This is a genomic window from Marinicella litoralis (genome assembly GCF_002591915.1).
Taxonomy (GTDB): domain Bacteria; phylum Pseudomonadota; class Gammaproteobacteria; order Xanthomonadales; family Marinicellaceae; genus Marinicella; species Marinicella litoralis.
In genome coordinates this window covers 1,067,119-1,093,006 of the sequence record NZ_NIHB01000001.1, presented here as the reverse complement: position 1 = coordinate 1,093,006, position 25,888 = coordinate 1,067,119, and the positions used below count along the sequence as shown (strand labels likewise).

General features: G+C 44.3%; 17 protein-coding genes. 8 read left to right on the top strand and 9 right to left on the bottom strand.

Annotated elements, in window-relative coordinates; all coding sequences use genetic code 11:
* Nucleotides 1–5 precede the first annotated feature (5 nt).
* Nucleotides 6–1,205 carry a GNAT family N-acetyltransferase gene (locus CCS90_RS04810; RefSeq protein WP_099018348.1) on the bottom strand — a complete coding sequence of 400 codons (1,200 nt, stop codon included), beginning with the start codon at nt 1,203–1,205 and terminating at the stop codon, nt 6–8.
* 155 nt (nt 1,206–1,360) lie between these two features.
* On the bottom strand, nt 1,361–3,685 hold the full coding sequence (gene rnr, locus CCS90_RS04805) for a ribonuclease R (RefSeq protein WP_162846811.1): 2,325 nt from the start codon (nt 3,683–3,685) through the stop codon (nt 1,361–1,363).
* 102 nt (nt 3,686–3,787) lie between these two features.
* Between rnr and CCS90_RS04800 the strand changes: the two genes are divergently transcribed.
* The 7 genes from CCS90_RS04800 (at nt 3,788) to CCS90_RS04770 (ending at nt 13,505) form a co-directional block, all read left to right on the top strand.
* The gene (locus CCS90_RS04800; protein ID WP_099018346.1) at nt 3,788–4,024 is read left to right on the top strand and encodes an accessory factor UbiK family protein; all 237 of its coding nucleotides are present in this window, start codon (nt 3,788–3,790) and stop codon (nt 4,022–4,024) included.
* Nucleotides 4,025–4,045: 21 nt separating this feature from the next.
* On the top strand, nt 4,046–6,442 hold the full coding sequence (locus tag CCS90_RS04795) for a M14 family zinc carboxypeptidase (protein WP_099018345.1): 2,397 nt from the start codon (nt 4,046–4,048) through the stop codon (nt 6,440–6,442).
* Nucleotides 6,443–6,671: 229 nt separating this feature from the next.
* Nucleotides 6,672–8,486: a DEAD/DEAH box helicase gene (locus CCS90_RS15090; protein ID WP_099018344.1), complete on the top strand. Its 1,815-nt coding sequence runs from the start codon at nt 6,672–6,674 to the stop codon at nt 8,484–8,486.
* Complete coding sequence (locus tag CCS90_RS04785; RefSeq protein WP_099018343.1) at nt 8,487–8,963, top strand: LabA-like NYN domain-containing protein; 477 nt, start codon at nt 8,487–8,489, stop codon at nt 8,961–8,963.
* Nucleotides 8,964–9,513: 550 nt separating this feature from the next.
* On the top strand, nt 9,514–12,051 hold the full coding sequence (locus tag CCS90_RS04780) for an adenosylcobalamin-dependent ribonucleoside-diphosphate reductase (RefSeq protein WP_099018342.1): 2,538 nt from the start codon (nt 9,514–9,516) through the stop codon (nt 12,049–12,051).
* Nucleotides 12,052–12,312: 261 nt separating this feature from the next.
* Entirely contained in the window at nt 12,313–12,852 is a 540-nt protein-coding gene (locus tag CCS90_RS04775) for a hypothetical protein (protein ID WP_099018341.1), read from the top strand.
* A complete protein-coding gene (locus CCS90_RS04770) occupies nt 12,849–13,505 on the top strand; it encodes a hypothetical protein (RefSeq protein WP_099018340.1) in 657 nt (218 codons plus the stop codon). The genes CCS90_RS04775 and CCS90_RS04770 overlap by 4 nt, the downstream gene beginning before the upstream one ends.
* A gap of 106 nt (nt 13,506–13,611) precedes the next feature.
* Here the strand turns inward: CCS90_RS04770 and CCS90_RS15045 are convergent, their stop codons facing one another.
* The 3 genes from CCS90_RS15045 to CCS90_RS04755 form a co-directional block, all read right to left on the bottom strand.
* Entirely contained in the window at nt 13,612–16,098 is a 2,487-nt protein-coding gene (locus CCS90_RS15045) for an endonuclease (protein ID WP_211337032.1), read from the bottom strand.
* A 251-nt stretch (nt 16,099–16,349) separates the two neighbouring features.
* On the bottom strand, nt 16,350–16,745 hold the full coding sequence (locus CCS90_RS04760; RefSeq protein ID WP_099018339.1) for a YybH family protein: 396 nt from the start codon (nt 16,743–16,745) through the stop codon (nt 16,350–16,352).
* 124 nt (nt 16,746–16,869) lie between these two features.
* Entirely contained in the window at nt 16,870–17,355 is a 486-nt protein-coding gene (locus tag CCS90_RS04755; RefSeq protein ID WP_099018338.1) for a pyridoxamine 5'-phosphate oxidase family protein, read from the bottom strand.
* Between the two features lie 217 nt (nt 17,356–17,572).
* Between CCS90_RS04755 and CCS90_RS04750 the strand changes: the two genes are divergently transcribed.
* Nucleotides 17,573–18,118 (top strand): TetR/AcrR family transcriptional regulator, encoded by a 546-nt coding sequence (locus CCS90_RS04750; protein ID WP_099018337.1) that lies wholly within the window; start codon nt 17,573–17,575, stop codon nt 18,116–18,118.
* 16 nt (nt 18,119–18,134) lie between these two features.
* Here CCS90_RS04750 and CCS90_RS04745 read toward each other — a convergent pair whose 3' ends face one another.
* The 4 genes from CCS90_RS04745 to CCS90_RS04730 form a co-directional block, all read right to left on the bottom strand.
* Nucleotides 18,135–18,857, bottom strand: coding sequence for a crotonase/enoyl-CoA hydratase family protein (locus CCS90_RS04745; RefSeq protein WP_099018336.1), 723 nt, complete (start codon nt 18,855–18,857; stop codon nt 18,135–18,137).
* 52 nt (nt 18,858–18,909) lie between these two features.
* Entirely contained in the window at nt 18,910–19,812 is a 903-nt protein-coding gene (locus CCS90_RS04740) for an SdiA-regulated domain-containing protein (RefSeq protein ID WP_099018335.1), read from the bottom strand.
* Nucleotides 19,809–21,782: a hypothetical protein gene (locus CCS90_RS04735; protein WP_099018334.1), complete on the bottom strand. Its 1,974-nt coding sequence runs from the start codon at nt 21,780–21,782 to the stop codon at nt 19,809–19,811. Before CCS90_RS04735 ends, CCS90_RS04740 begins: the two co-directional genes overlap by 4 nt.
* 116 nt (nt 21,783–21,898) lie before the next feature.
* A complete protein-coding gene (locus CCS90_RS04730; RefSeq protein ID WP_133566484.1) occupies nt 21,899–25,855 on the bottom strand; it encodes an ATP-binding protein in 3,957 nt (1,318 codons plus the stop codon).
* Between the last annotated feature and the right edge of the window lie 33 nt (nt 25,856–25,888).

Here is a 25,888-nt window from a genome sequence, read left to right as displayed (position 1 = left end):
TGCCTTCATGATTGTTTCTTTTTGACAGATCGTTCTGGGGCGATGTCAAAGGGTACATTGCGAAATAATTTACGAATCATGAAATTCACCACTGGTACCCGGTGTCTGGCCCAGACAAACTCTTCCACCGGCTCGGCGCCCAAACTGGCCTTTGGCTCTAAGGCCGTGCGCCCGAACAGTACTTTTTCACAACCCCAGTCTATGGCGGTCTCAACCACCAACTGTAATAACCTAAAATATATCGGCAACTTTTGATTGACCTGGTAATCCAGGCCAACATAATAGGCAACGGCCTCTTTGCCGTCCTTAACCACCGAGACAAAACCAACCAAGCCCTCCGATGAGGTGATGCCATAACAACAAAAATCTTCGCCCAAGGCTTGTTGTAAAGCCAAGAAATAACCTTTGGGTAAGGTGGCCATACGGGTGGCAGACTTGGCTTCAACCTGTAAATACAAGCCATGTACTTTGTCGTCACTGCTTTCATCAAGCATTAACTTTTCACAACGCAGTTCAGCTTGCTCCAAAGTTTTGATGATTTTTTTGATGCGCCCCCGGTATTTGGTGGTCAACAAGGCCAAATAATCATCAAATGTTGACACGGCGTCACCCAATTCCAGCACCATATCTGGGTCAGTTTGGATGCGCCTGTATGAATAACGTTCCAACACTTCCGACGGTTTTAACAGGGGCTTTTTGATGTCCTTGATCATGACAAAATCAATTTTCCCAGAAAGTTTTTCGGCACGTCTGATTTTGTATAATATTTCAGCGGCAATGCGCCAAGCCTTTTCAGGATCAAAGTTCAAGGCGAAGCCCACGCCATGTAATCCACTGGAGACCAAATTACCACAAACCAACACCCGTTCTTGATAACTTTTTCTGATTTTTTCTGTCAACTTGCCTGATTCTTGAGTCAGCTGCTCACCACCAATTTGGGCCACTTGGCAGGCCACAATGACCACTGGTTGATTTTGCTGATTATAGGCCATGGCATACCTTTGTTCGGTGTTCTCAGGTGAACACCCTTCAATCGCTGCTAAATACCGACGACTCAAAAACACAGAATGGTGTTTGGCCACCCAATCCCAATCATTGGCATTGATAAACGCAATGCTGTCTGCAAAGACAAATCGATATCCTGATTCACTGTGCCTTTCTTGGTGCCTATGAAGTTTGTCCTTAACTTGATCAATGATGTTCATGGCCGTCCTTTGATGTGTTGCAAATTGAATAAAAGATTATACCATAGGGCAAATTTTTTCATTCCGCAGCAATGCAGACTCCTTACCGTCACTTAAAACCATTGATAACAAAGCACAATCGCATGCAGTAAGCCATTGGGCTTGGCTTCTTCAACTCATGATGGTTTTTTGCGACTCCTGCGACGCTTACTTTTGCCTTTTTTACCGGCAGGTTCATCTTGTTTGTTTTTGCCTTTTTGGGGTTTTTTATTGGATTTTTTATTGCTTTTTACGTCACTCTTTTTAGATTTTTGAATCTCACCTTTGGCATTGATTTTACCAACAAATTCGAAATCTATTTTACGGTCATCCAAATCAACTGCCGCAATTTTAATCGCCACTTGGTCAGTTAACATGAATTGATTGCCACCACGTTCACCGGTCAATTGATGCTTGATGGGGTCATGGTGGTAATAATCATTGGGCAATGAGGTGACATGAATCAAACCGTCTACTTGGTATTGAACCAACTGCACGAACAAACCAAATCGAGTCACACCAGATACAGTGCCGATCATTTCATCGCCAATGAACTGTTGCATAAACAAACATTTCAAACGTGCATCCACTTCTCGTGAAGCCGTTTCAGCCCGACGTTCAGTCATCGAACATTGTTTGTTCATTTCAGCCGCCTGCGCTTCACTGTAATGATATTGCTCACCTTTGTGATAAACAATGTGATCTATCGCTCGATGCACCATCAAATCAGGGTACCGCCTGATTGGTGAAGTGAAATGAGCATAATGGGTTAAGGCCAAGCCGAAATGTCCAGCATTGGTGGATTCATAAGATGCCAATGATTGTGAACGCAAAACCACTTGTTCAATCAAATTTTTATCTTCTCTGTGTTGAATCTGATCCAATAATTGGGTCAAATCTTTAGGGCTTGGGTCTTCCCGAAAATGAGGCGTTACACCCAAACCTTTCAAAAATGTGACCAAGTCTTTGACTTTGCTTTCCGGCGGCGGGTTGTGACAACGGAACGAAGCCGGGACTTCATGCTTCTCAATGAATTTTGCGGCACAAACATTGGCTGATATCATGAAATTTTCAATCAATTTATGGGCATCATTGCGGGTGTATTGCTGGATGTCAGAAACCATGCCATCTTCACCGATGGAAATGAACACATCGGATGAATTGAATTCAATGCCGCCGCGTGCTTGTTTTTCAACTTGCAAGGCTTTGAACAACTGGTATTGATGGTCCAAGGACTCAGTCACCTTGCGTGACCAGCCTTTGCTGTTTTCACCCGATTCAAGATACGCCCAGGCTTCATCATAAGTAATGCGTGCATGAGAATGCATCAAACCACGGTAGAATTCATAAGACTGAATTTCTCCTACCTCATTGATGTGCATTTCACAGACCATGCTCAAGCGATCGACATTCGGATTCAATGAACAAATGCCATTGGATAATTCCAAGGGCAGCATGGGAATCACTTTTCCTGGAAAATAAACCGAAGTGCCTCGGTTATAGGCTTCCTTGTCTAAAGGGTAATCAGGTCGCACATAAGTAGAAACATCGGCAATCGCGACCAACAGTTTATAACCTTTGGCTGTGGGCTCGACATACACCGCATCATCAAAATCTCTGGCATCGGCGCCATCAATGGTAACCAATGGAATGTGGCGGATGTCTTTGTGTGGCCCAATATGCGCCTCAACCACTTCTTTGGGAATCTGTGCCCTGAAGTTTTCAACACCAGCAGGCCACTCATGTGGCAAACCTTCACTGACAATGGTTAACTGCATGGAAAGTTCATGATTCAGCTGTTGTCCCAGAATGGCAATCACCTCACCAAAAGCGGGGCGATTTTTATCGGGGTATTTTTTGATGCTGACAGTGACATAGTCATTGTGTTTGGCCGAGCCTTTGCCTTCTTGTGGAATCATGATGTCACTGATGCGAGAATTGTCGGCTTTGACATAGGCCAATCCTTCTTCATCAATCAAACGTCCTGCCACAGTGGCATGAGCCCGTTGTAACACTTCAACGATAAAGGCATCGTGCTTGCCATTGCCTTTGTAGGCAGGTTGGACATCGGCCAATACCATGTCGCCATCCATCACCATACGCATTTGTTTGGGGGTGATGAAAGCATCTTCTTCCAGTTCATCTGAAATCAGGAAGCCAAAGCCGTCACTGTGTGCGCTGACGCGACCTTGGGTTAGTTCTAGTTTTTTTCTGACCCCATAACCGCCTCGACGATTGACCAATAATTGGCCATCACGGACCATGGTTCTTAAACGAATTCTTAAACCTTCAAACTGTTCATCATTCTGTACGCCAATTTTGACTGCGATGGTTTCGAGTTTGAGTAGTTTTTTTTCTGTTTCAAGAAATTGAATCAGGGCGTTTCTGCTGGGGATGGGGTTTTTATATTTTTTGACTTGATCTGCAAATTCCGGATCAGGGATATTAAATGGATTTTTCATGGCGCCATTATACATTAAGAAACTGGTTTGCTTGCAAATTCTACTTTTAAACTTAAGCAGCGTTTATGTTAAAATTGAATGCCATTGACCCTATGAACCCACATGATTAAAGCAGAAGTAGTTGAAGACATAGTTAACAAAGTTGAAAAATTCATTCCTGATGATTTGAAAACCATGCGCCAAGATTTCAGCCAAAACATGAAATCAATCCTTACCGCCACCTTACAAAAGGCCGATTTGGTCACCCGCGAAGAGTTCGAAGTACAAAAAGCGGTATTGGCCAAGACCCGGGCCAAACTGGACGCCCTGGAAAAACTGCTGAACGACATCAATTCATAAACCCACAAACTGAGTATACCCATGAAACCTTTTTTTCTTTTATCCCTGCTTTGGTGCCAATTTTCATGGGCCATAGACACACAACCATTAAATAAAAACCAAAGCATTGATTACCCTTCAATCGCCAGGATTCATTTTCAACACCAAAAACAATTACAATCATTAGACGCATTGAGTGATGTTTGGGCAGTTAATCAACAACAACAATTTGCCATTGTATACATCCAAGACCCCAGCACCTTGCAAAAACTTCATGACTTAGACTTGCCGATGTACCTGGACCACAAGTTGATGGCGCAGCACGCCTTGGACCAACAGAACATCAAAGCAAACAGCCACCTTAGCAATAAAATGGGTACAGGTATTCCTGGTTTTGCTTGTTATTCAACGGTGGAAGAAACCTTCCAAAGAATGGATCAAATGGAGTTGAATCACCCCAATTTGGCCGAAGTATTGGACATTGGAGACAGTTGGGAAAAAACCGTTAACGGCCTGGCTGGCCATGACATTCGAATACTCAAACTCACCAATCAAAGCACCATAGGCGACAAGCCCATTTTATTTTTGGCCTCTGCCATCCATGCCAGAGAGTACGCAACGGCTGAATTGAACACCCGATTTGCCGAATATTTGTTGTCTCAATACGGCCTCAATGCCGATGTCACCTGGATATTAGATCACCATGAAATCCACTTCTCATTACAAACCAACCCCGATGGCAGAAAACAAGCTGAAACCGGCTTGTTGTGGCGCAAGAACACCAATCAGGATTATTGCTCACCAAGCAGCAATGATCGCGGCGCTGACTTGAATCGAAATTATCAATTCGAATGGGCTACCGGAAATGATCAATGCGGGCCCACCTATGGCGGCAGTTCAGCTGAATCAGAACCTGAGCTGATGGCACAAATGGCCTATATCCGTGAGATTTTCGATGACCACCGAGGCCCTGGCATCAATGACCCAGTGGCTGATGACACCAGTGGTGTTTTTGTTGACATACACAGCTACAGTCAATTGGTACTTTATCCATGGGGTTTTACCGGCAGTCTTTCACCCAATGACAATCAATTCCAAGCCTTAAGTAAAAGAACCGCTTGGTTCAATGACTATTTACCGGAGTCGGCCAGCGATTTGTATCCAGTCAACGGCGCCTCCATAGACACCACCTATGGCGAATTGGGTATTGCGTCATTGGTGTTTGAGTTAGGCACTTCGTTTTTTCAAGACTGTAATTCCTTTGAAAGCACGGTTTTACCTGACAACCTGGATGCCTTGATGTATTTGGCCAGGGTGGCGCAAGCACCTTATAAACAACCCTTGGGGCCTGACATTGAAAACTTATTATTGATACCAAATGTGGTTCTTGCAGACAGCAACATCCAGGTTTCAGGCACCGCCAATGATGATCGTTACAGCCAGGCCAATGGTCCACAGAGCACCGAATCGATCCAATCAGTGACCGCGTACATCAATCAATTACCCACCCAAGCCACCTCCGGCACCGCTTTGGCTGCCACTGACGGTAACTACGATGAAGTCCAAGAAGACTTTAACAGCACGATCAGTACAACTGGCTTAACAACTGGCAAGAACTTGGTCTATGTTCATGCTTCCGATGGCCTGCGAGCCGGTGCTACCTTTGCCAAATTTGTCGATGTGGTGCTTGAAAATGAAGTGGCTCATTTAACCGGCACAGTGACTGATGCTTTGACCGGCAATGCCATCCCTGGCGGTTTGTTACAAATCAACCAATCCAATGCCCTCACTGTCAGCGATGGTTCCTACTCACAGTGGGTACAACCGGGCCAAGCCGACCTGGTGGTATCAGCAGCCAATTACTCCAGTCAGACCCTCAGCAACCTCAACCTGGTTGCAGGCACACAGTTGGTACAAGACATCCAATTGCATCCTTTTTGTGATATTTTCAGCGATGACATGGAAAGTGGCTCACCCAATTGGAACAACCAAAACCCTTGGGCCATCAGCAATGAATTGAGTGTCAGCCCCAACAATGCCTGGAGTGACAGCCCTGGTGGTAACTACAGCGACAACCTCAACCTGTCCTTAACCACACCTGCCATTTCAATCACTGATGCCCAGTCACTTGAAGTCAGCTACATGAGTCATTGTGACACCGAAGCCGGTTATGATTATGGTCATTTCGAAGTACAGTTTGATGGTGGCAGCTGGCAAGAAATCTCAACCTGTAACAATCAAGACCAATGGCAACAAGAAATTGAACCCTTGAACCCACCCAATGGCTCTAACGAATTAAAACTTCGGTTTCGACTGACTACCGACAGCTCAGTCACCCGCGATGGCTGGCACATCGATGACATCAAGGTCAAAGCGTCTGGCAGCCTCTGTACTGCACTGCTTGTTGACACCATTTTTGTTCATGGTTTTGACAACTGAAGCCGTTCATTTCGATTAAACAGGATTATAGGTGGTAATTACCCGTCACTTCAGGTAAAGTACGCCTCCCGCTGAAAAAGACGGGCAAAGATTGAGTCAACAGGCTCATAAGCGTGCGCAAAACAGCAATTCTACTTTTCTGATATTTGTCGCACAACCCAAAGTGCAAACAGCCTCAAGTGCTGTGCAAACAGCCCAATGTGCTGTTACTAAATACAGAGAAAAATAAATGAAATTTACCGAACTCGGTCTTTCAAAGCCGCTGCTGCGCGCAGTGTCTGAAGAAGGCTACGATACACCCTCACCCATTCAAGCCCAAGCCATACCTGCCGTTTTAGCTGGTAGAGACGTGATGGCAGCCGCCCAAACAGGTACCGGAAAAACTGCTGGTTTTACCCTTCCCATATTAGAATTGCTCAGCAGAGGCAAGCCAGTTAAATCCAACTGTGCCCGCACCCTGATTCTGACACCCACAAGAGAGTTGGCCGCACAGGTTGAAGCCAGTGTGATGACCTATGGCAAATACATGAACTTGCGTTCAGCCGTGGTTTTTGGTGGGGTGAAAATCAACCCACAAATGCAAAAACTCAGACGTGGTGTCGATATATTGGTGGCCACTCCTGGACGATTGTTGGATCTATACAGCCAAAATGCAGTTCGATTTGATGATCTGGAAGTGTTGGTACTTGATGAAGCCGACCGCATGTTGGACATGGGTTTTATCCATGACATCAAACGCATCATGCATGTGTTACCAAATAAAAGACAAAACCTGATGTTTTCAGCCACGTTTTCCAAAGAAATCAGACAATTAGCCAAAGGCATCACCAAAAACCCAGTTGAAATATCAATTGACCCACAAACCACAACCGCAGAAAGGGTGGCGCAAGTCATGCATCCGGTTGATAAGAAACGTAAAAAAGAATTGCTGTTGCACCTTGTGGCACAAGGCCAATGGCAACAAGTTTTGGTGTTCTGTCGCACCAAACATGGATCAAATAAACTGTCAGAATATTTAGAAAAATTCGGTGTCACTTCTTTGGCCATTCATGGCAACAAGAGTCAAGCTGCAAGAACCAAAGCACTGGCCGCTTTCAAAGATGGCAAAGTGCGAGTATTGGTGGCTACAGACATCGCTGCCCGTGGTATTGATATTGACCTGTTACCCCATGTGGTTAACTTTGACTTACCCAATGTACCTGAGGATTATGTGCATCGGATTGGTCGTACGGGCCGAGCCGGTGCCGAAGGTGAAGCCGTGTCATTGGTCAGTGCCGATGAATTTGTCCAGTTGTTTGATGTGGAAAAATTGATTGGCAACAAACTCAAGCGAGTCATTGTTGACGATTTTGAACCAACCCATGATGTGCCTGAGTCCAAAGAAGCCATGCGTGGCAGTTATGCCAACAAACCAAAAAGACCAGCACCTTACAAACAACAGGCGAAAGAAAAAGCCAAACAATACCAAAAGGACAGCAACAAATTCAGGGCCAAACTTGAAACCGAAGCACGCAACAAGAAAAAACCCAAGAAGCCCAAAACCAGACCTTTTGTCAAAGCTTCAATCAAAGAAAAATGGGCCAACCGTTCTGAAAAAGAAAATCAAGAAGCACGTGAACGCAGCCTGCAAGCCAAAGAAGGTCAACGCCGGTCTGGGCAAAGTCCTTGGAACAAAGACAGCGACAATGAAGGCGGCAACAAACGTTCTAACTACAAAGGAAAAAACAACAACTTCAAAAAGCCGTTCAAGTCGGATGACCGACGATCAGCTGATGAAAGCGCTCCTTTTAAGAAGTCACCCTACAAAAAACCATCAGGCAACCCAGGACAAAGAAACCGTTCTGCTGATGGCAGATCAGGCTCAAGTGCTGAAGGCCGTCATTCTACTGGCGGTTACAAAGGTCAAAATAAAAGCAGACCCAGTGGCAACCGAGCCGGTGGCAATCAAGCCAGTGGTAACCGGGCTGGTGCCAACCGCTCTGGTAGTGGCCGATCTGCTGGCCAAAGATCTGCAGGACCTCGTTCAAGCGGATCAAGAAGCTAAATGAAAATCGGCGTTTTTGTTGATGTACAAAATATTTACTACACCACCAGAGACGCCTTTGGTCGCTCATTTGATTACCGCGGTTTCTGGCAGCACCTCAGTGAACAAGGTGAAATCATCACCGCCAATGCCTATGCCATCAGCCGCAATGTGGATGATCAAAAAAAGTTTCAAAGCGCCCTCAGACACATTGGTTTTGAGGTCAAGCTAAAACCATTCATTCAACGCAGTGATGGTTCGGCCAAAGGCGATTGGGACGTGGGTATCACCATCGACATCTTAGAAGCCGCCAAAGACTTGGATCAAATCGTGTTACTTTCCGGTGATGGCGATTTTGCCATGCTGCTCAAGCATGTGATGGAAAAATACGCGGTAAAAACCCATGTATACGGTGTCACCCAATTAACCGCTGATGCCCTGATCAACACCGCCTCTAAATTCATACCAATCAATGCCAACTGGCTACAAGCGCATTGATCCATCGGCTCAAGCAACAAACAATCTATTTATATCATATCAAGTGTATGTAGTGATCCATTCATGCAAACAGCAAACTTAACTTCAATGAACCTCATTATCCCAACACACTGATTCAACTGCCCATAAATAGGCCTGTAAAAGCCAGTCAAAACCATCCTCAGAACTGTGTTCAGTCAGCAATTACCATTCAGTCACCATTAAATTTATTTTTAAAATTTATTTTTTTGGGAAACTTTTGTAATTTTTAAATTAAAAAGTTAACACTTTTGAATGGATTTGCAGTGCCCTAGTATGATATATTCTCCTACCGAAGAAACAGCCAGTGTGATTGCGTGTAAACCAGATAAGTCATTGAAAATAAAGAATATAATTAATTTTGCTTTTATTTCAGAATACAGGACATTCGAACTAAACAATTGAAATTATTGATAATTTATTTTTCTGCTAATTTTACAAAATCACCTTTTAATTGAAAAAAATAATATTTTCCAATTAAAAAAGTATTTCAAATTTTAAACATCAGAACAAACAAGTTGGGACAAAAAATATGCAAGCATCATTATTAACTGAGCTGCCATCTTATACACAAGATGAAGCTTATCAAGCCGCTTTAGAATATTTCAAAGGCGATGATTTGGCGGCTCGAGTCTGGGTCAATAAATACGCTTTGAAAGACTCGGAAGGTCATGTGTATGAGAAAACTCCAGATGACATGCACCACAGGTTGGCTGCAGAAATTGCGCGGGTTGAAAAAAAATACCCCAACCCATTGTCTCAATCAGATGTCTTCGCCTTAATTCAAGACTTTAAATACTTGGTACCACAAGGTGGTCCCATGACCGGTATTGGTAACCCACACCAAATCGCCTCGCTGTCAAATTGTTTTGTGATTGGTAACGATGGCGAATCCGACTCTTATGGCGGAATCATGAAAATTGACCAAGAACAGGTACAACTGATGAAACGCCGTGGCGGAGTGGGTCATGACTTGTCACACATCAGACCCAGTGGCTCTGCTGTCAAAAACTCAGCATTGACATCCACCGGCATCGTTCCTTTTATGGAACGTTATTCAAACTCTACGCGTGAAGTGGCACAAGATGGTCGTCGTGGTGCTTTGATGTTATCGGTTTCCATCAACCACCCAGATGCAGAAAATTTCATTGATGCAAAAATGGAACAAGGCAAAGTCACCGGCGCCAACGTCTCTGTGCGGATTGACGATGAATTCATGAAAGCCGTCAGCGACAACAGCGATTACCACCAAAAATACCCCATCTACAGTGACAAACCACAATTCACCAAAGACATCAAAGCCCGTAAGTTGTGGAAAAAAATCATCCACAATGCATGGAAATCAGCTGAGCCTGGTATTTTATTTTGGGACACCATCACCCGCGAATCGGTACCTGATTGTTATGCTGACTTGGGTTATAAAACAGTCTCCACCAACCCATGTGGTGAAATTCCATTGTGTCCTTATGATTCATGTCGTTTGTTGGCCATCAACTTATTTTCATACGTTGACCATCCATTTACTGACAAAGCCGAATTCAACCAAAGCCTGTTCATTGACCATGTCGGCAAAGCACAACGCTTGATGGATGACATCATTGATTTGGAATTGGAAAAAATTGATTCAATCATCGACAAAATTGAAGCTGATCCGGAAACCGATGAAGTCAAACGCATCGAGAAAAACCTGTGGCTGAACATCAAAACCAAAGCCAATGAAGGACGCCGAACAGGCATTGGCATCACTGCGGAAGGTGACATGCTGGCCGCTTTGGGCATTCGCTATGGCAGCGAAGAAGGTAACTTATTGACCGAGCAGGTGCATAAAACCATCGCCATTGAAACTTACCGAGCTTCGGTCGAAATGGCCAAAGAACGTGGTGCTTTTGGTATCTATGACAGCAGCCGTGAACAAGACAACCCATTCATCCAGCGTCTTAAGGAAGCCGATCCCTCGTTGTACGATGAAATGGTCAAGCACGGTCGTCGCAACATTGCGCTATTGACCATTGCACCGACGGGAACCACCAGTTTAATGACCCAGACATCGTCTGGTATTGAGCCGGTGTTTATGCCCGTTTACAAACGCCGCCGCAAAGTCAATCCCAATGACAAAGACGCCAGGGTGGACTTTGTTGATGAAGTGGGTGATTCATGGGAAGAATACATTGTGTTCCACCACCGTTTCAAACAATGGATGGAAGTGAATGGTTATGACACCAGTAAAAACTATGCACAGAAAGAACTGAATGCCTTGATCAAGAAATCACCCTATCACAAAGCCACTTCAAACGATGTGGATTGGTTGAGTAAAGTGCGGATGCAAGGTGCGGTTCAAAAATGGGTTGATCACAGCATCAGCGTGACCATCAATCTGCCAGAAGACGTCAATGAAAAACTGGTGGGTAAATTATATATGGAAGCTTGGAAAGTGGGTTGTAAAGGCGTTACAGTTTACCGCGATGGCTCCCGTTCAGGTGTACTGATCTCCAACGAGGAAAAAACCGATGAGTTGGTTGACTTCCCCACCAAGCGTCCTGAAGTATTGGATGCTGAAGTGGTTAGGTTCCATAACAACAAAGAAAAATGGATTGCTTTTGTCGGCACCATCAATGGTAAACCCTATGAAATTTTCACTGGTTTGGCCGATGATGAAGATGGCATCTTCCTGCCCAGATCGATTGAAACTGGCTTGATCATAAAAAGCTTTATGGATGATGGTTCCTCACGTTATGATTTCCAATTCTGTAACAAACGTGGCTACAAAACCACAGTTGAAGGTTTGTCACATAAATTCAATCCAGAATTTTGGAATTATGCCAAACTGATTTCCAGCACCTTAAGACACGGCATGCCAATTGAAAAAGTGGTGGAGTTGATCAACAGTTTACAATTGGACAGCGAATCAATCAACACTTGGAAAAACGGCGTTACCCGTGCATTGAAAAAGTACATCGAAGATGGCACCAAAGTGGGCAAAGGTACCTGTGAAAACTGCCAATCTACCGAACTGATTTACCAAGAAGGCTGCCTGACTTGTAAGAGTTGTGGTTCCTCTAAATGTGGCTAATATTCAGCCAATAACAGTCAGAACTAAGCACCCATCTGGGTGCTTTTTTTTGTTTTGTGGAAGCCACTTTAGCTGTTTGACTGAAAACTTCATTGTGTGACCCAGCCCTGCAAATTCTGACTTGCTGCCTTGAGCTTGCTGACTACACCGTTTATACTGATTCAATTGATGCCAAAACATCGGGCCATTGACCTGCCGTTTTGACTCAAGCTGATCTGGTAAAATATGACTGGTGGCTGAATTTAAAAACAGGGCAAAAACATGAAATTGTTAACACTGATCTTTTTATTAACACCGATGTCTTCACAAGCACTGTGGACATTCAATGTAATCAATGATGGCTCACCTGTCTTGTATTCTGATTTGTTGTTTCCGATTTCATACACACACAGCACCTGCCAATTCCAAGCCGCTGTGATCAACAACGGATCGGCCGACGATGTCATTATCATCAACACGGCCGGCTGCACAAGCAACAACCACTTCATTGTCATTGATGGCTATCGCTACCCTTTGAGTGATACCGTTGAAGTCAACTTTTATTCGGATTTACACCTGTTTACTGAGACCAGTAACCTCAACAACTGTACCTCAGCGAGCGGAATCATTCCAACTGACCCACCTCGAATCTTACTGAACGGCCTGTCTATTGAATTCAAAGCAGATTCAGATGCACTGGTGTTTACCGACGGCAACAACCTTTATTTTAAATACGACTCCATCAACGGCGACATCGTCTGTGACAATGGGGTTGAGTTTATTGACCCAAGAGAAATCATTTTTCTCGGAGGATTCGAATGAAACAATTGCTTCTTTTGCTGTTTGCTTTTGACTCTATGGCTGCCCAATATTTCTACGACTTGGATGAAACGGCTGAATTAAAGATCAATGTAGATGCTGAGAATGCTTCATTGGTTTCCGGTGCTTTGATCGGACCCGAGACAGATTGCACCCTGCACCAACCACCTGTAGGAACAACGCCACAAACCATGTCTTACGAGGCTTTTTCTGGCAACCCTTTTGGCGACTCCACCTCATCGTCATTTTCGTTTGCCATACCGATCAATAAATACGCCACTTTCCCTGTTACCACTCCGCTTACACTGTATCTACGGAAAAATTCATTTGAACAACCGACAGCCAATTACACCCCAGCCTCTTATACCGTATCACTCAGCAAATGCCCAGGTGATTTCAATGTCAGCTCACCTGATGTCGGGCGCGGTCGCTGTGTGGTTGGTGGCCAATATGCCGGTGGATCCACCGCCCCCGTTCTGCGCTGGACCACCAAGGACAATCCATCACCAACTGATTTGGTTGTAAAATGTATCTTGGAAAAGAACACGCTGTATTACCTGAATATCATTCACTCTACTGTGCCACCTTACACCGACAGCGTTTGTACCGATGCCAGTGGTTGTGGCGTGCTGTTTACCGAATTAATCGATAACTGATACCCTGTGGCTTCTTGGCTGTGCTGTCATTTTTTCAGCTTCCGCAGCACCCAATAAAAAACCCACCAGAAAGTGGGTTTTTTTGTATCGGTTTCGTTAAGGGTGTTTAAAATGACTGGCCTGTATTGACCAGGCCGTAAGTTTCAGATTGCGGCGCGGTAAATACAAAGTCGCTGGCCGCTATGCCAGATCCCGCCCTTTGCAATGAATAGCCCGCTGGGGTAGAACCGGTTTCGCTGACGCCTATGTTGACTGAAGTCATGCCTGCAGCCGCACCATCGACCGCTGTCAGCGTGCCTTCATAACTGAGAAACTCAATCACCACACCAGCAGCATCCACCAAGGCCAAGCCATCAGGCGCACCGTTTTGAATGCCACTGATGTCAAATGGAATGGTACCAAATGAATTTTGCTGATTGGGTATCACCCCAGACAGGTTCACTGTTTTATAAACAGCACCTCCACTGCCATTGTACAGAAGGATTTGCCAACCGCTTATATCAATACCCGCACCACCGGCAATCTCTACAAATTCACCCACATCGGTGGAATCGTTGTCATAATGTATTTCGTTGATCCAAACATCACTGCTGACAACAGGTGCTGTCGGTGTGGCGCTGACTTCACTGCTGTTGGTTGACACATTGCCGGTTGAATCAACAGCATTGAGCACATAATAATAAGTGGTTCCATTGTTCACCGAGGTATCAAAATACAGGGTATCAACAATGATCGAACCGTTAACTTGGGTATACGAGCCACCTGGTGAAGTACTGCGCAATAAATGATAGCCAGCCAAATCATTTTCAGTGTTGGCTTGCCATGTCAGTGCCACTTGAGCATCACTGGCATTGGCGGACAGATTCAACGGCGCCGATGGTGCCGTGGTGTCTGCACCACAACCATCAAACACTTGGTTGCTGTTGACATTGCCGTTGGTGGCACTTTGTGCAGATTGCCAAGTAAAGTCAGCCGCTGATGATCCTGTTCCACCCAATTGCAGCGAATGATTTCTGCTGGTTGAAGCAGTTTCTGACACATTGATGTCATGCGACACCAGGCCATTGGCCGCACCGTCGTTGGCGGTAAAACTGCCTTCATAGCTTATAAAATCTAAGACTTGGCCCACGGAATCAACCAAAGCCACGCCGTCCGGTGATCCATTTTGCAGACCGGCATAATCGAAGGCCAAGGTGCCCATACAATTTTCTTCCATCGCAATGGTTCCAGACAAACTGATTGAATCATAGACCAAACCGGTGCTGCCATTGTAAGCATCCAAAGTCCATCCTGAAACATCGGTGCCAGCCGGACCCGCAATTTCTACCGATTCATTGCGGTCTTTGCCCTTGTTGTCATAGTGAATTTCATTGATCCAGGCCGTTGAGGTACCACCGCCTGATGATTGTGCCGTTACCGTCACTTGGTTGCTGTTGATTGATTCATTGCCAGTGATGTCACTGGCTGTCACCACATAATAATAAGTGGTGCCACCTGTGATGCTGCTGTCTGCATACGCTGACAGCGACAATTGATTGCTGTTGATTTTCACATAACCACTGCCTGAAGTTTGGCTGCGATAAACATCGTAACCTGCCAAATCAGCCTCGGTGTTATCGAACCAATCTAAATCGATAGTGCTGGTATTGGCAACAGCCGATAAACCACTGACCTGGCTGGGTGCTGTGGTGTCAGTACCACCACCATTACAAACCAACTCAAAGACACATTCCACCCATTCAGGGTGGTCTACAAAGGGGTTGCGGTTGCCTTGAAAACTGTAAACAGCTTCGGCATGTTGTAATTCAATGAGATCGACAGGGTCATCGTTGTGCCAAGTAATCAGCACCGATAACAAACCCATATACGCAGTTGATAAATTACTGCCGGCATTTGAGTTTTCGATCAGTGTCAGATCATCAGTTAAAATTAAATCTGGTTCTGCTACGCCGGTCACCCCATGGGTGCCACCTTCATAACGCACATCCATATACATCAAAGCCCTGGCGACATCGCCTTTGCGTCCTTGCCAGACTTCCCACATGCCCTGGGTGAATGAGCCTGCCGTCCAATTTGAAATGCCCGGACCACCGCGTGAGTTATTGACCAGTGTGACTTTTTCAGCACAACCCGAAATACAATAGTCATACGGCTTGTTGCTGCGTGAAGAATTGTAACCACTGTCGGCGATGAATAAATGGTGCATGTCCGTATAAGGGTAGTTGGTGCTGCCATCATTCGGGAAGCCGTATGATTTGGGCCAAGAATGTTCGCGGTTATAAAAGGTGTTACCACCACCCTCTTTGGCATTGGTGTCATTCTGATAAATGGTGATGACATTGCCCGCATTGTCTTGATCTTCATCAGCAATTTCCAATACATCCCAAGTGTCCACGGCTGACGACGTATAAGGATAGCGCGTGTGATCATCAATGATGTTATGTATGGAGTTTCTGAGTGTGGTTGGATTGGTTTCGTCAATGGTGCTGTAATACCCCACAGGGGCTTGACCTAAGACCAGAGTTGGATTGATTATAAAAATCAGAATGGTGCACACAAAAAAGCGCACGTTAAGCGTACTTATTGACTTCATGTTTTACTCCCAGGTTTTTAGTTCAGAGCTTTTGCAGCTTCTTATTTTTATTTCACATTAGCACAGAAATTCCAGCAGTTCAATCAATACGGTATCCCAGCCAGGTTAAACCATACCTACCACAGTAATATACAGGCAGAGAAAATATGAAATCCGTAAAAATATGATTTGAGGGTGTTTGCTTGAAGAAGGTGCATAGGTTTTAAACGGCATATTCAGTGACAGGCAATAAGACGAATTAACAGCCAAACTTACGCAGCAACCACGGTCATGGTGTTGGCATCACGAATGATTTGCCAACGACCAGCGCGCTTTTCTAACACCGAAAGTGAGTGACCCGCCATGGTTGTGCTTGGATCGCCGTTTTTCGGCTTACACAGCAATTTCGATTCAATCCAAAGACAGGCTTGGTCACCAAACACCTTCAGCTCACGGATTTGGCTGTCCAGCTCAAAATCAATTGGGGACTCCTCAGGCGAACCGCCCGCAGCGCCTTGCGCAAAAGTTTCCTTGTCCATCTCTCCTGCACCGGGCACTAAAAATACCGCATCGTCAGCGATGCATTGTCGCGCCAATTCCAAATTGCCTTCGGTGGTTGCTTTGATCCAATTATTGAATAATTCTCGTATTGCTTGTTCATCACTCACTGTCTAGTCTCCTGAAATCTGAGCACAACTCATGCCGCCAATCGGCAGCAGATCGAATACTGGCGCCTCAAGCCATAAATTTTTACATGCCAATGAAGTAATTTCCACAGGTATTCAAAGTTATTTATGTCAATTGCTTGGCGGTCATTTGGCCGATGTAGATGGGTTTGTATTCAATGATTTCGAATTCGCGGATGTTGGCCATGTCTTGCCACATCAGGGCATGGCCTTTGCTGTGCTTGAAAAGGCTCACCCGGCGCTTGAATTTTTGTGCTTCGGCTTCTGTCGCGGGTCTTAAGTCGCCCAGTTTCACCAATAAACGCATGGCTGGAGGCTGTTTGAATTGACCTTTTATCAAGGATTTGAGCCAGAACCATTTACCATCGTTGACTGCCATCAGGGTGGCGTATTCACAATGCTCAGCGTTTTGCGGTATGTTTTTGGTGAACTTTTGAAAGAACCAACCCCTGTTTTTGTCTTTCAGCACCACGCTGCCGATGGGCGTTACATGCGGCATGCCTGCTTGGTTGACGGTGGCCACAGCAACGAAAACCGCCTGAGAGAACAATGGTTTGATTTTGGTTTTAAACAACTGATCATTGATTTGCATGGGTTTCTCCTCAAATAAACATACCTTGAGGTATGCTGACAATCAATGTAACATACCACAAGGTATGCTGCAATGGGTATTTAAATTTTCAGTCTTGCCTGAATTGTTTATCCCTGATGTCACAGGGTTAATCCACATGCTGAATTAATCAACGATTTTTAATCAGTATGTGGCAAGAAGCGCCATCCCAAAACAACGCTAAAACCATGAACAACAAATGAGTGTAACGAACAACGACAACAACAGCCAATTGGCGTGGTTAAAAAAAGGTATCCAGACCTTGGATACCATCGGCTGGCGTGCACTAAAAATCAAAGCACTCTGTGCTCAACTCAATGTCACCAAAGGCAGTTTTTACCATTGGTTTAAATCCAAACGCGATTACGAAATGCAGGTTCTGGCTTACTGGAAACAGCGCTTCACCCAAGGCTTTATCGAACAGGCTGAACAGGGCAAAACCAGTCGAGAAAAATTATCTATTTTAGGCCGCCAATGCATCGATGGCGCCATCAACGGCAACCGCTTGGAATTTGAAATCAATGCCTGGTCCTTTCAGGATGAGGCAGTCAAAAAATTTGTCACATCAGTTTATCAACAAAGACACCAGTATTTGCTAAAACTGCTCGGCGATTTGTATGACGACCCAATCGATGTCAAAAAACATGGGTTGATTTTGTATGCTTTGGTGGTGGGTGTGGATTTTTTCTACCGTCCATTGAGCCCAGAAGAACTGGAATTGATCTTTGCTGATTACATGATTTGAAACCACTTTCAGCCGGTCATTTTTTCTTGATCGCCCTAAGAATACCTTGTTTGATAAAATCAAAGCGGTCTTTGTGAATCGCCCAGCCCAAGGTTCGTAACATTTTTCTTCTGGTTCTTAATTTACTGGCTTTGTGCGCTTTGGCATGCAGTGTGGCGTATTGCTTAGCGCACAGTAAAACCGTCGCATTCAAGTCTTCTTTGGCCACCACTTGATCAAGAAAACCGGCGCCAATGGCCGTTTGTGGATGGAAACATTCTGACAACAAAACCGCCCGATCATAATGCGAGGGATTCAAACGCTGGCGACAAATTTCCATCGCTGAAAAAGGCATGGTCAGCCCAATTTGCACTTCATTGGCAACGATTTTAAAATCACCCTCAACGCCAATGCGATAATCGCCTGATAACAACAAAAATGAACCCATGGCAATGGCGTGGCCATTACAGGCAATGATGACTGGTGTCGGAAACGCCAACAAGCGTCTGGATAAAGTAAACCCACCCATCAACATTTTCAAGGTTTCACTGGCGCTGGACTTAAATACCTTTAAATCAAATCCCGCACTGAAAACATCTTGTCGACCGGTTAAAACCACCACGGCGCCAGCTTTTTCAGCCTTATCCAAAGCCTGGTTTAACTGGGCAATCATGGCCGGTGAGATGACGTTTTTTTGTCCATCATCCATCATGATCCAAGCGATGTTATTGTCGATTTGAAAGTTAACCAATTTTTCCATTTAAATTCCCAACTGTTGTCATTATTAAGCTCATATATTCACCCTTCAAAGCTTACCATAAGGTGCGTATAATCTCGTTATTTGAAACAAAAACTGACTCAAATCCATCACTGAAAATCACATCAGAAGCGTAGTATATTTGTCGTAAATTGGGCTCAGCCACCACCAGCAATTGCGTAAAGTCTGCGTTGAACGTAAAACCCTCCACTTGGGCCTGAGGCAACTCAATTTGGCCATGTAAAACTCCGGATAGATCAATGTCACTGAGCTTATGCCCGATGTGCGACAGCAACAACAATCGACCCGTCAGCTGATCATAGTAACAACTGGACAAATCCGCCCCTCCACCCAATAAGCCGCTCAATTGAGCAAATGACAAGGCTTCAGTCACCACCAAAGAGCCATCTGAGAAAGTGGCATCACTAGAGTCCGTGGGTCTTTGAAAACTGAGGACTTGCATTTGTGGGTCTTCTATACAAACATAAAATATTTGGTTCAAGGCATCATAAGCCACGCCTTCACCGGCATCACCACCTGCAGTATTGGCATAGGTCAACCACTGCACATCAACTTGATCAAGCCTGAGGTTGTGGGTGCTGATGGGTGATTGCACTATGGCCACCGAACCTTCTGCGCCACCCTCCTCAACCAAGGCATATTCATAGAATTCGCCATTGGTTCCTAGGAAACTGATGTCTTCACAATCCCCACAAGCCAATGAACCGCAGCCCAATTCATTCAGTTGGGCATCAAATCGACAGTATTGGTTTTGGTGTACGGTAACATACTCATCTGCCACCCAGTTATGGGTGATGCCCGACAAATTAGCCACTGATGACCAAGCCACCATGTCATTGGGATTTTGATAGTTTTCTATCGGAAATGGCGAGGCATTCGTTGCGGAATGGTGTATTGGGGCGCCCAACAAAACCAACAAAATTAATACAGGTTTCATTGGACTGGTACCTCACTGTAAGCAATCCCACTTTCACCTGCGAAGTACATAGTTTTGACAGCATAGGACGTACATGAACCTGCAGGGTGTTCATAACTGAGTTGATTTTCATCAAGGATGACCAAAGTGGTGTTGCCACTGGATGTACAAACCACTTTCCAACCAATGACTGATGTCCGTCGATGACTGCTTAAGTGTTCCCATGCTATCCGATGCGTAGCTCCCAGATCCTTGACCCTGACCACCAATGGGGGGATCAAAGGATCCATATAGGCCCAAAAGTATTCTGACATGGTTTCACCTTCTGCCACAGCGCCACGATTGCCATCTACTGCCACAGTTCCTCCACCAACTTTAAATGCTGCCGAGTTGAAATATGATTGCATACTGGCAGCCATGATGTCCTCACCAGAAATGGGCCAACGCCTGACTGTGGTCATCTCTTGAAAACCAGGGTCTCCATGAAAGGTGTCTGATTTACCGCTGAAATACAACAAGGATTCAGGTAAATAACGCGGTGGTGACCCTTGATCAGTTTCATCAAATACATCAAACAAGGTGACATTCTCCTGTAAGATAATTTCTTCTCCAAAGGCCGGTGGACCGCTGATGTTGTTATTAAATGCCCTGGCCTGACCGAAGAATGATTCACGCACATTCAAAATTTTATCAGACTGTAATAATGGTGCCGCACAACGATTTCCTTGTGGTGTACAAGTGGCTTCAGAATCATATGATACGATGTTTACCCATTCGTTATCCACGCCAGCCTGTGAATCCATCAAAGACAATGACAACTTATTATTGACTGCCATTAAGCCTTTAACTTTTAATTCAGAGACCATATTTTCACAACCAGTGGCAGGAAATGCCGACAAGCCCGCATAATTTTTATAATGTGGTGCCGCAATTGCCAAGGAATCAAACACCACATTGTCTTGGCTTAAATGGGCCTGATCGCAATAATCACTGAATCCACCATAAGGTTGATCACCGCGATGCTCATCTAAGCGTACAAATGAACGACGGGTAATGGAGGCAGTGGTAGATCGAGTCATGATGCCATAGCGGTTATGGCCCCAATCGTAATTAGCTTGAAACAAAGGGGTTCCATTGTTGGCTCGCATACCAGCCTTTGAACACCAACCTTCTCTGGCTTCAATAAAATTTGAACAAGGTAAGTTGTTGGTACCAGCTCCGGCAGTACCGATGAACTCGACCAATAAATGGTTGCCATTTGATGAAGTGAAAGATTCTCTGAGTACATCAGCGATTTTAAATCCTACCAATGCGACATAGTTACTGGAAGCCATTTGTATGGCGTTTTTTTGTTTTGGAATACCATCATGTGCCGCTCCTGAAATCAATACACCACCGGGTGATGCTGCCATGATGGTACTGAATTGATCAGCACTGCCATTACTGGGTACATCCGTGGTGGTCTTGAGCGCGTTCTCAAAACTTTCATCCTGGCTGACCGAAACTGGATAAAGTCCATCTGGAAACACCACAGTATCGCCACCTTGCATTTCACTGGCAGCCACAGCAATAAAGGGTGACACTCCATTTTCACCTGCCACCCGCAATTGACTGCTGCCAGATTTATCAACATGAACCACCATCGATGCCCAGGCAGAACCATGGTAATTGCTGCATTTAATGCGAATGTAAAACCCACGGCCAAACAACAATTCGGAAGTATCCCAAGTGATTAATCCAGAAACTGAGTCAACATTGACCTCATCATGACCCATGTCTTTTCGGCAAAGCACCACTTCGCCTGAAATCTGTGGCTGGTATACAAAGGTATCACCATGGCTCACTGTGTGCATACCCATGTCAGCAATGATTGGGGCTTCACAGACTTCTGTGGTTGGCCCACCTGACTCAAATCCATGGACATAAATCACATCACAGTTCGGTGACCCTTGAACAAAACCAGAAACCAAAGTAAGCATTAAAAAAAACATTTTACCCTGCCAAATATAAATAAAGATAGCTGAAGATACATGCCTATACTTTTACTGAACACGAGCTATTTTACTGTGATTGAGTTGGCACTATACAATCGTCTAAGACCGAAAAACTAATCCAATTGTTGGTATTGTTTTGGCGTCATACCATATTTTTTCTTGAAACATGTGCCAAAATAAGAAATGGACCCAAAGCCACAATCCACACTGACTTGGCCCACTTGGTAGCCATCTTTTAACCTCAGCTTTGCCTGCTCTAATCGATAATCACGCAACATTTCCAAGGGGCCTGTACCGATCAAAGCTTTTACTTTTCTGAGTAATTGGCGTTCACTGACGGCCATTTTGTCAGCCAAATCGGCTTTCTGAAAATATTCATTGGAATGGTATTGAGCAATCACGTCTTGCAGTTTTTCTATGAACTTAAGGTCTTGTTTAGACAGATCAAGTGAATCAATCGGATCGTGGTTATTGATCACATGATTGGTCTTTTCTTGTAACAATTTCCTGATACTTAACATGCTGTCCAATTGCACATTCAGTTCTGTCCCATCAAACGGTTTAGTCATATAGCGATCAATTTTTTCTCGCCATCCTTTGATCCGACTTTCTTTGGTGTTCAAGGCAGTTAACAAAATGATGGGGATGTGAGAAGTGCGCTCATCATGACGCAAAATTCGAGTCACTTGATAACCATCCATGCCAGGCATCATCACATCACAGATGATGATGTCAGGCACTTCTTTTAATGCCAGAGCGATGCCCAATTCACCCCGGTCTGCAAACATGCAATTAAAACGGTCGCTTAACACATCACCGGTGTGTTTTTGCATGTCCAAGTTGTCTTCGATGATCAACACAGACACAGCATTACTTTGTTTGCTGGTGTTGGCAGGTTTTGTTGATTCATGCATTTCCATTGTCACGTTGTTAACCATTTGGTCGGTCATCACTCGGCTCATGGTACCCTCAACATTCAACTGTGTGATTGGAAAGGTCACACTGAACTGGGTCCCCTTACCCCACTCGCTGGTTACTTTGACATAACCGTTGTTGGCTTCAACCACTTCTTTAACCACGGCCAAACCTATGCCAGTACCTTGGATGTTTTTGTGGTTGTCCAAACGCACAAAACGATTAAAAATTTTCCCCAAATCTTGTTCTCTGATGCCAGGTCCATTGTCACTGACCGTGATGCAGATATGCCCATCATGCAACGCAGAAGTCACATCGATGTGCCCCCCTTTGGGTGCATATTTCAATGCATTTGAAATGAGGTTACCTATCACTGTTTCGACACATTCAGCTGTTGCATAAACGTTAACATCAATCTCATTGGTCAACTTCAAGCTCATCTCTTTTTCTTTTGCCAAGGGTAAAAATGATTCATACAACATCAATAAAGTGGGTCTGACTGCTTGGGTTTCCCTGAGAACTTCTTTGTTTTGTTCGGCTTGCGACAGCTTTAAAATTTGTCCCACCATCAACAACAATCGCTTGGCATTTCTCTGAATCATTGACAATTGACTGCGGTATGCCGCCAACTCAGGTTCATCTGCCAATTGATCTGTTGGTCCCAAAATCAAGGACAAAGGCGTTTTGAATTCATGAGTAACATTGGCAAAAACTTCATTTTTATGATCAAGTAAAGACTCCACCATTCTTTTTTGTAACACCACTTCCTGGGTTCGCTCCGCCACCGTTACTTCCAGTTGTTTGGCGCGTTTACGACTGGCGATGGTTTTGTATCGAATAAAAGCCCAAATTGAAAAAACCAAAACCAATATATAAGCTGAATAGGCCCAAGCCGAAAGCCATGGTGCTGGATAAACTTTGATCGACAAGGATTTAGGCGTTTCATTCCAAACACCGTCTTTGTTAGAAGCTTTGACCTGAAAAGTGTAATTGCCAGGGTTCAAGTTGGTGTAATGGGCTTGGCGGTTATCAGCACCAACATAGCTCCACTCATCATTGAATCCCAACAGTCGGTAAGCATATTGATTGCGCATGGAATCGGCAAAATCCAAGGCTGCAAATTCAAAACCAATGGACAAATCTTTATGACCTAAATCCAAGCTTTCCATTTGGTTAATGGGCTTATTTAAAACAAATCCGCCTTGAGTTTGCTGTCCCACGTTGATGGTTTTATTCAGCTGCGACACTTCAGTAATCACCACTTTTGGCGGCACTGTATTGATCGATATCTCTTCAGGATAAAAAGCATTGAACCCTTGCCTGCCACCGAAATAAATTTTTCCTGATTGGCCTCTGTGGCTGGCTATTTTCAAGAAGTCATTGCTTTGTAGTCCATCTGTCTCTTTGAAATGATGTCTGGACCTGTTTTTAAGGTTAATTTTAAAAATTCCATTGTCGCTGGACATCCAAAAGTCACCATTTTCATCAGGAATCATTTCATAAACTGATGCTTGTAATTCACCGTCTGCAATCAATTCACTGTAATCCGTGACATTCATAGCACCATCAACAGTGAACAAATATTTCTCATCAGCAGCCAATAACAAGCCCCCATGTAAATCGGCAGTCATACCTGTGATATCCACAACTTCATGACCATCACTTAACTCAATGGAAATTTTTTGTAATGAATCATCCCTCAATTGGTACAAGCCGCCCGTGGTACCAAAAACATAAGACTGATCTGGCATGACATGATACAGGTAAAACTGGTGCATCACTTCATCACCATTTTCGGCCAGAATGGTTTTTGATTCATTTAAGTCCAAGTCATATGAATACAAGCCAGCACTGGTACCTATCAAAAATTTTGAATTTGTTAGAGCAACCATAAAATAGCTGCTTTTAACCGGTAATCCGCTGCTTGTCGGTTCAATTTTTTTGTGACTTAAATTGATATAGTCAATACCATTTGAACCAGTAATCCAAAGCCCATTGTCTTGTGAGTAAAACGAATAAACCAGTTGGCTTGAAATGGCATTGGGGTCATTTTTATCGGGTTGGAAAGTTACACAGCGTTGCTGACCCATGTCTACAAGAACCACCCCTTGGCTGGTTGCCAACCAAAGTTCTGATACCTCTTCTTCATAGATGTCATAGATAACTTGACTGTCCAGGCATTCATTGAATAAATCAGTTCTGGAAAGCGCACCAAAAGTGAGTGCTTTTTTATCGATATATTGAAGTCCATTATTGAATGTTCCCAGCCACAGCATATCGTCAGAGCTGTATAGTGAAATAATGCTGTTGTCTTTCAGTCCTGTTGGATTGAGCTTGTTATATTCATAATGAAGTCTATTTTTGGTTGCCCAGTTGTATTGAAACAGACCATCCTTAGTTGTGCCAATCCAAAGCGCTTTATCGTCTGAGGCCAATGCATATATCTCAACTCCACTTAATATGTCATTGCGATCAGTGAAACATTGACACTCATCATCGTATTGATACAAGCCATCTGAGCGGCCTAACCATATAAGGCCAGATACATCACGGTGAATCACCAACTTTTTACGGTTTTCCGTCGTTGTTTCGGTCAGTAAATAGGAATATTCTGCCGTCATCTTATTGAATTTAATCACTTCAAATTGAGTGCCCAAAAACAGGTTGTTAGTATCAAAATCAATGGCTGAATAGGTGGTATTGTTCAACCGGTTTTCATGTTCAACTTGCAAAGTCATTTCATTCAAGCGCATGATTTTTTTACTGTATATAATCCACAAACCATCACTGGCTAAAATCATGTGATTAAATTCGCCATGAATTTCTGGACTTATTTGTGGATATTGAACGATGACGCCATCGCTATAATAAAAAATACCATCAGATAATGTAGCGATCCATACATGACCGTCATTGTCTTCGACCACTGACCTGACTTCATTGAACGGTTCACCATCAGGCATCATGAATTGAGTCAACTGGTAACCATCAAATTGATACAAGCCCTTATAAGTCCCTATCCAGACAAATCCGTCATGACTTTTGGTGATGTTTCTTATGATTGAGCTTTTTAAGCCATCAGAAGTTGATAGGTGATTGAATTGAACTGCAGCGGATTGGATGGAAAAAACCAGGAATAAACAAAGAATAATCAACTGCGATGTGCGTCCAAGCAAAAAAAATGGATG

What these genes read in the sequence shown, in the direction of transcription:
- CCS90_RS04775 (WP_099018341.1), top strand. Translation starts at nt 12,313, where the DNA reads ATGAAATTGTTAACACTGATCTTTTTATTAACACCGATGTCTTCACAA.
- CCS90_RS04800 (WP_099018346.1), top strand. Translation starts at nt 3,788, where the DNA reads ATGATTAAAGCAGAAGTAGTTGAAGACATAGTTAACAAAGTTGAAAAA.
- CCS90_RS04770 (WP_099018340.1), top strand. Translation starts at nt 12,849, where the DNA reads ATGAAACAATTGCTTCTTTTGCTGTTTGCTTTTGACTCTATGGCTGCC.
- CCS90_RS04740 (WP_099018335.1), bottom strand. Translation starts at nt 19,812, where the DNA reads ATGAAACCTGTATTAATTTTGTTGGTTTTGTTGGGCGCCCCAATACAC.
- CCS90_RS04755 (WP_099018338.1), bottom strand. Translation starts at nt 17,355, where the DNA reads ATGCAAATCAATGATCAGTTGTTTAAAACCAAAATCAAACCATTGTTC.
- CCS90_RS04810 (WP_099018348.1), bottom strand. Translation starts at nt 1,205, where the DNA reads ATGAACATCATTGATCAAGTTAAGGACAAACTTCATAGGCACCAAGAA.
- CCS90_RS04745 (WP_099018336.1), bottom strand. Translation starts at nt 18,857, where the DNA reads ATGGAAAAATTGGTTAACTTTCAAATCGACAATAACATCGCTTGGATC.
- CCS90_RS04750 (WP_099018337.1), top strand. Translation starts at nt 17,573, where the DNA reads ATGAGTGTAACGAACAACGACAACAACAGCCAATTGGCGTGGTTAAAA.
- CCS90_RS04785 (WP_099018343.1), top strand. Translation starts at nt 8,487, where the DNA reads ATGAAAATCGGCGTTTTTGTTGATGTACAAAATATTTACTACACCACC.
- CCS90_RS15090 (WP_099018344.1), top strand. Translation starts at nt 6,672, where the DNA reads ATGAAATTTACCGAACTCGGTCTTTCAAAGCCGCTGCTGCGCGCAGTG.
- CCS90_RS04780 (WP_099018342.1), top strand. Translation starts at nt 9,514, where the DNA reads ATGCAAGCATCATTATTAACTGAGCTGCCATCTTATACACAAGATGAA.
- CCS90_RS04795 (WP_099018345.1), top strand. Translation starts at nt 4,046, where the DNA reads ATGAAACCTTTTTTTCTTTTATCCCTGCTTTGGTGCCAATTTTCATGG.
- CCS90_RS15045 (WP_211337032.1), bottom strand. Translation starts at nt 16,098, where the DNA reads ATGAAGTCAATAAGTACGCTTAACGTGCGCTTTTTTGTGTGCACCATT.
- rnr (WP_162846811.1), bottom strand. Translation starts at nt 3,685, where the DNA reads ATGAAAAATCCATTTAATATCCCTGATCCGGAATTTGCAGATCAAGTC.
- CCS90_RS04735 (WP_099018334.1), bottom strand. Translation starts at nt 21,782, where the DNA reads ATGTTTTTTTTAATGCTTACTTTGGTTTCTGGTTTTGTTCAAGGGTCA.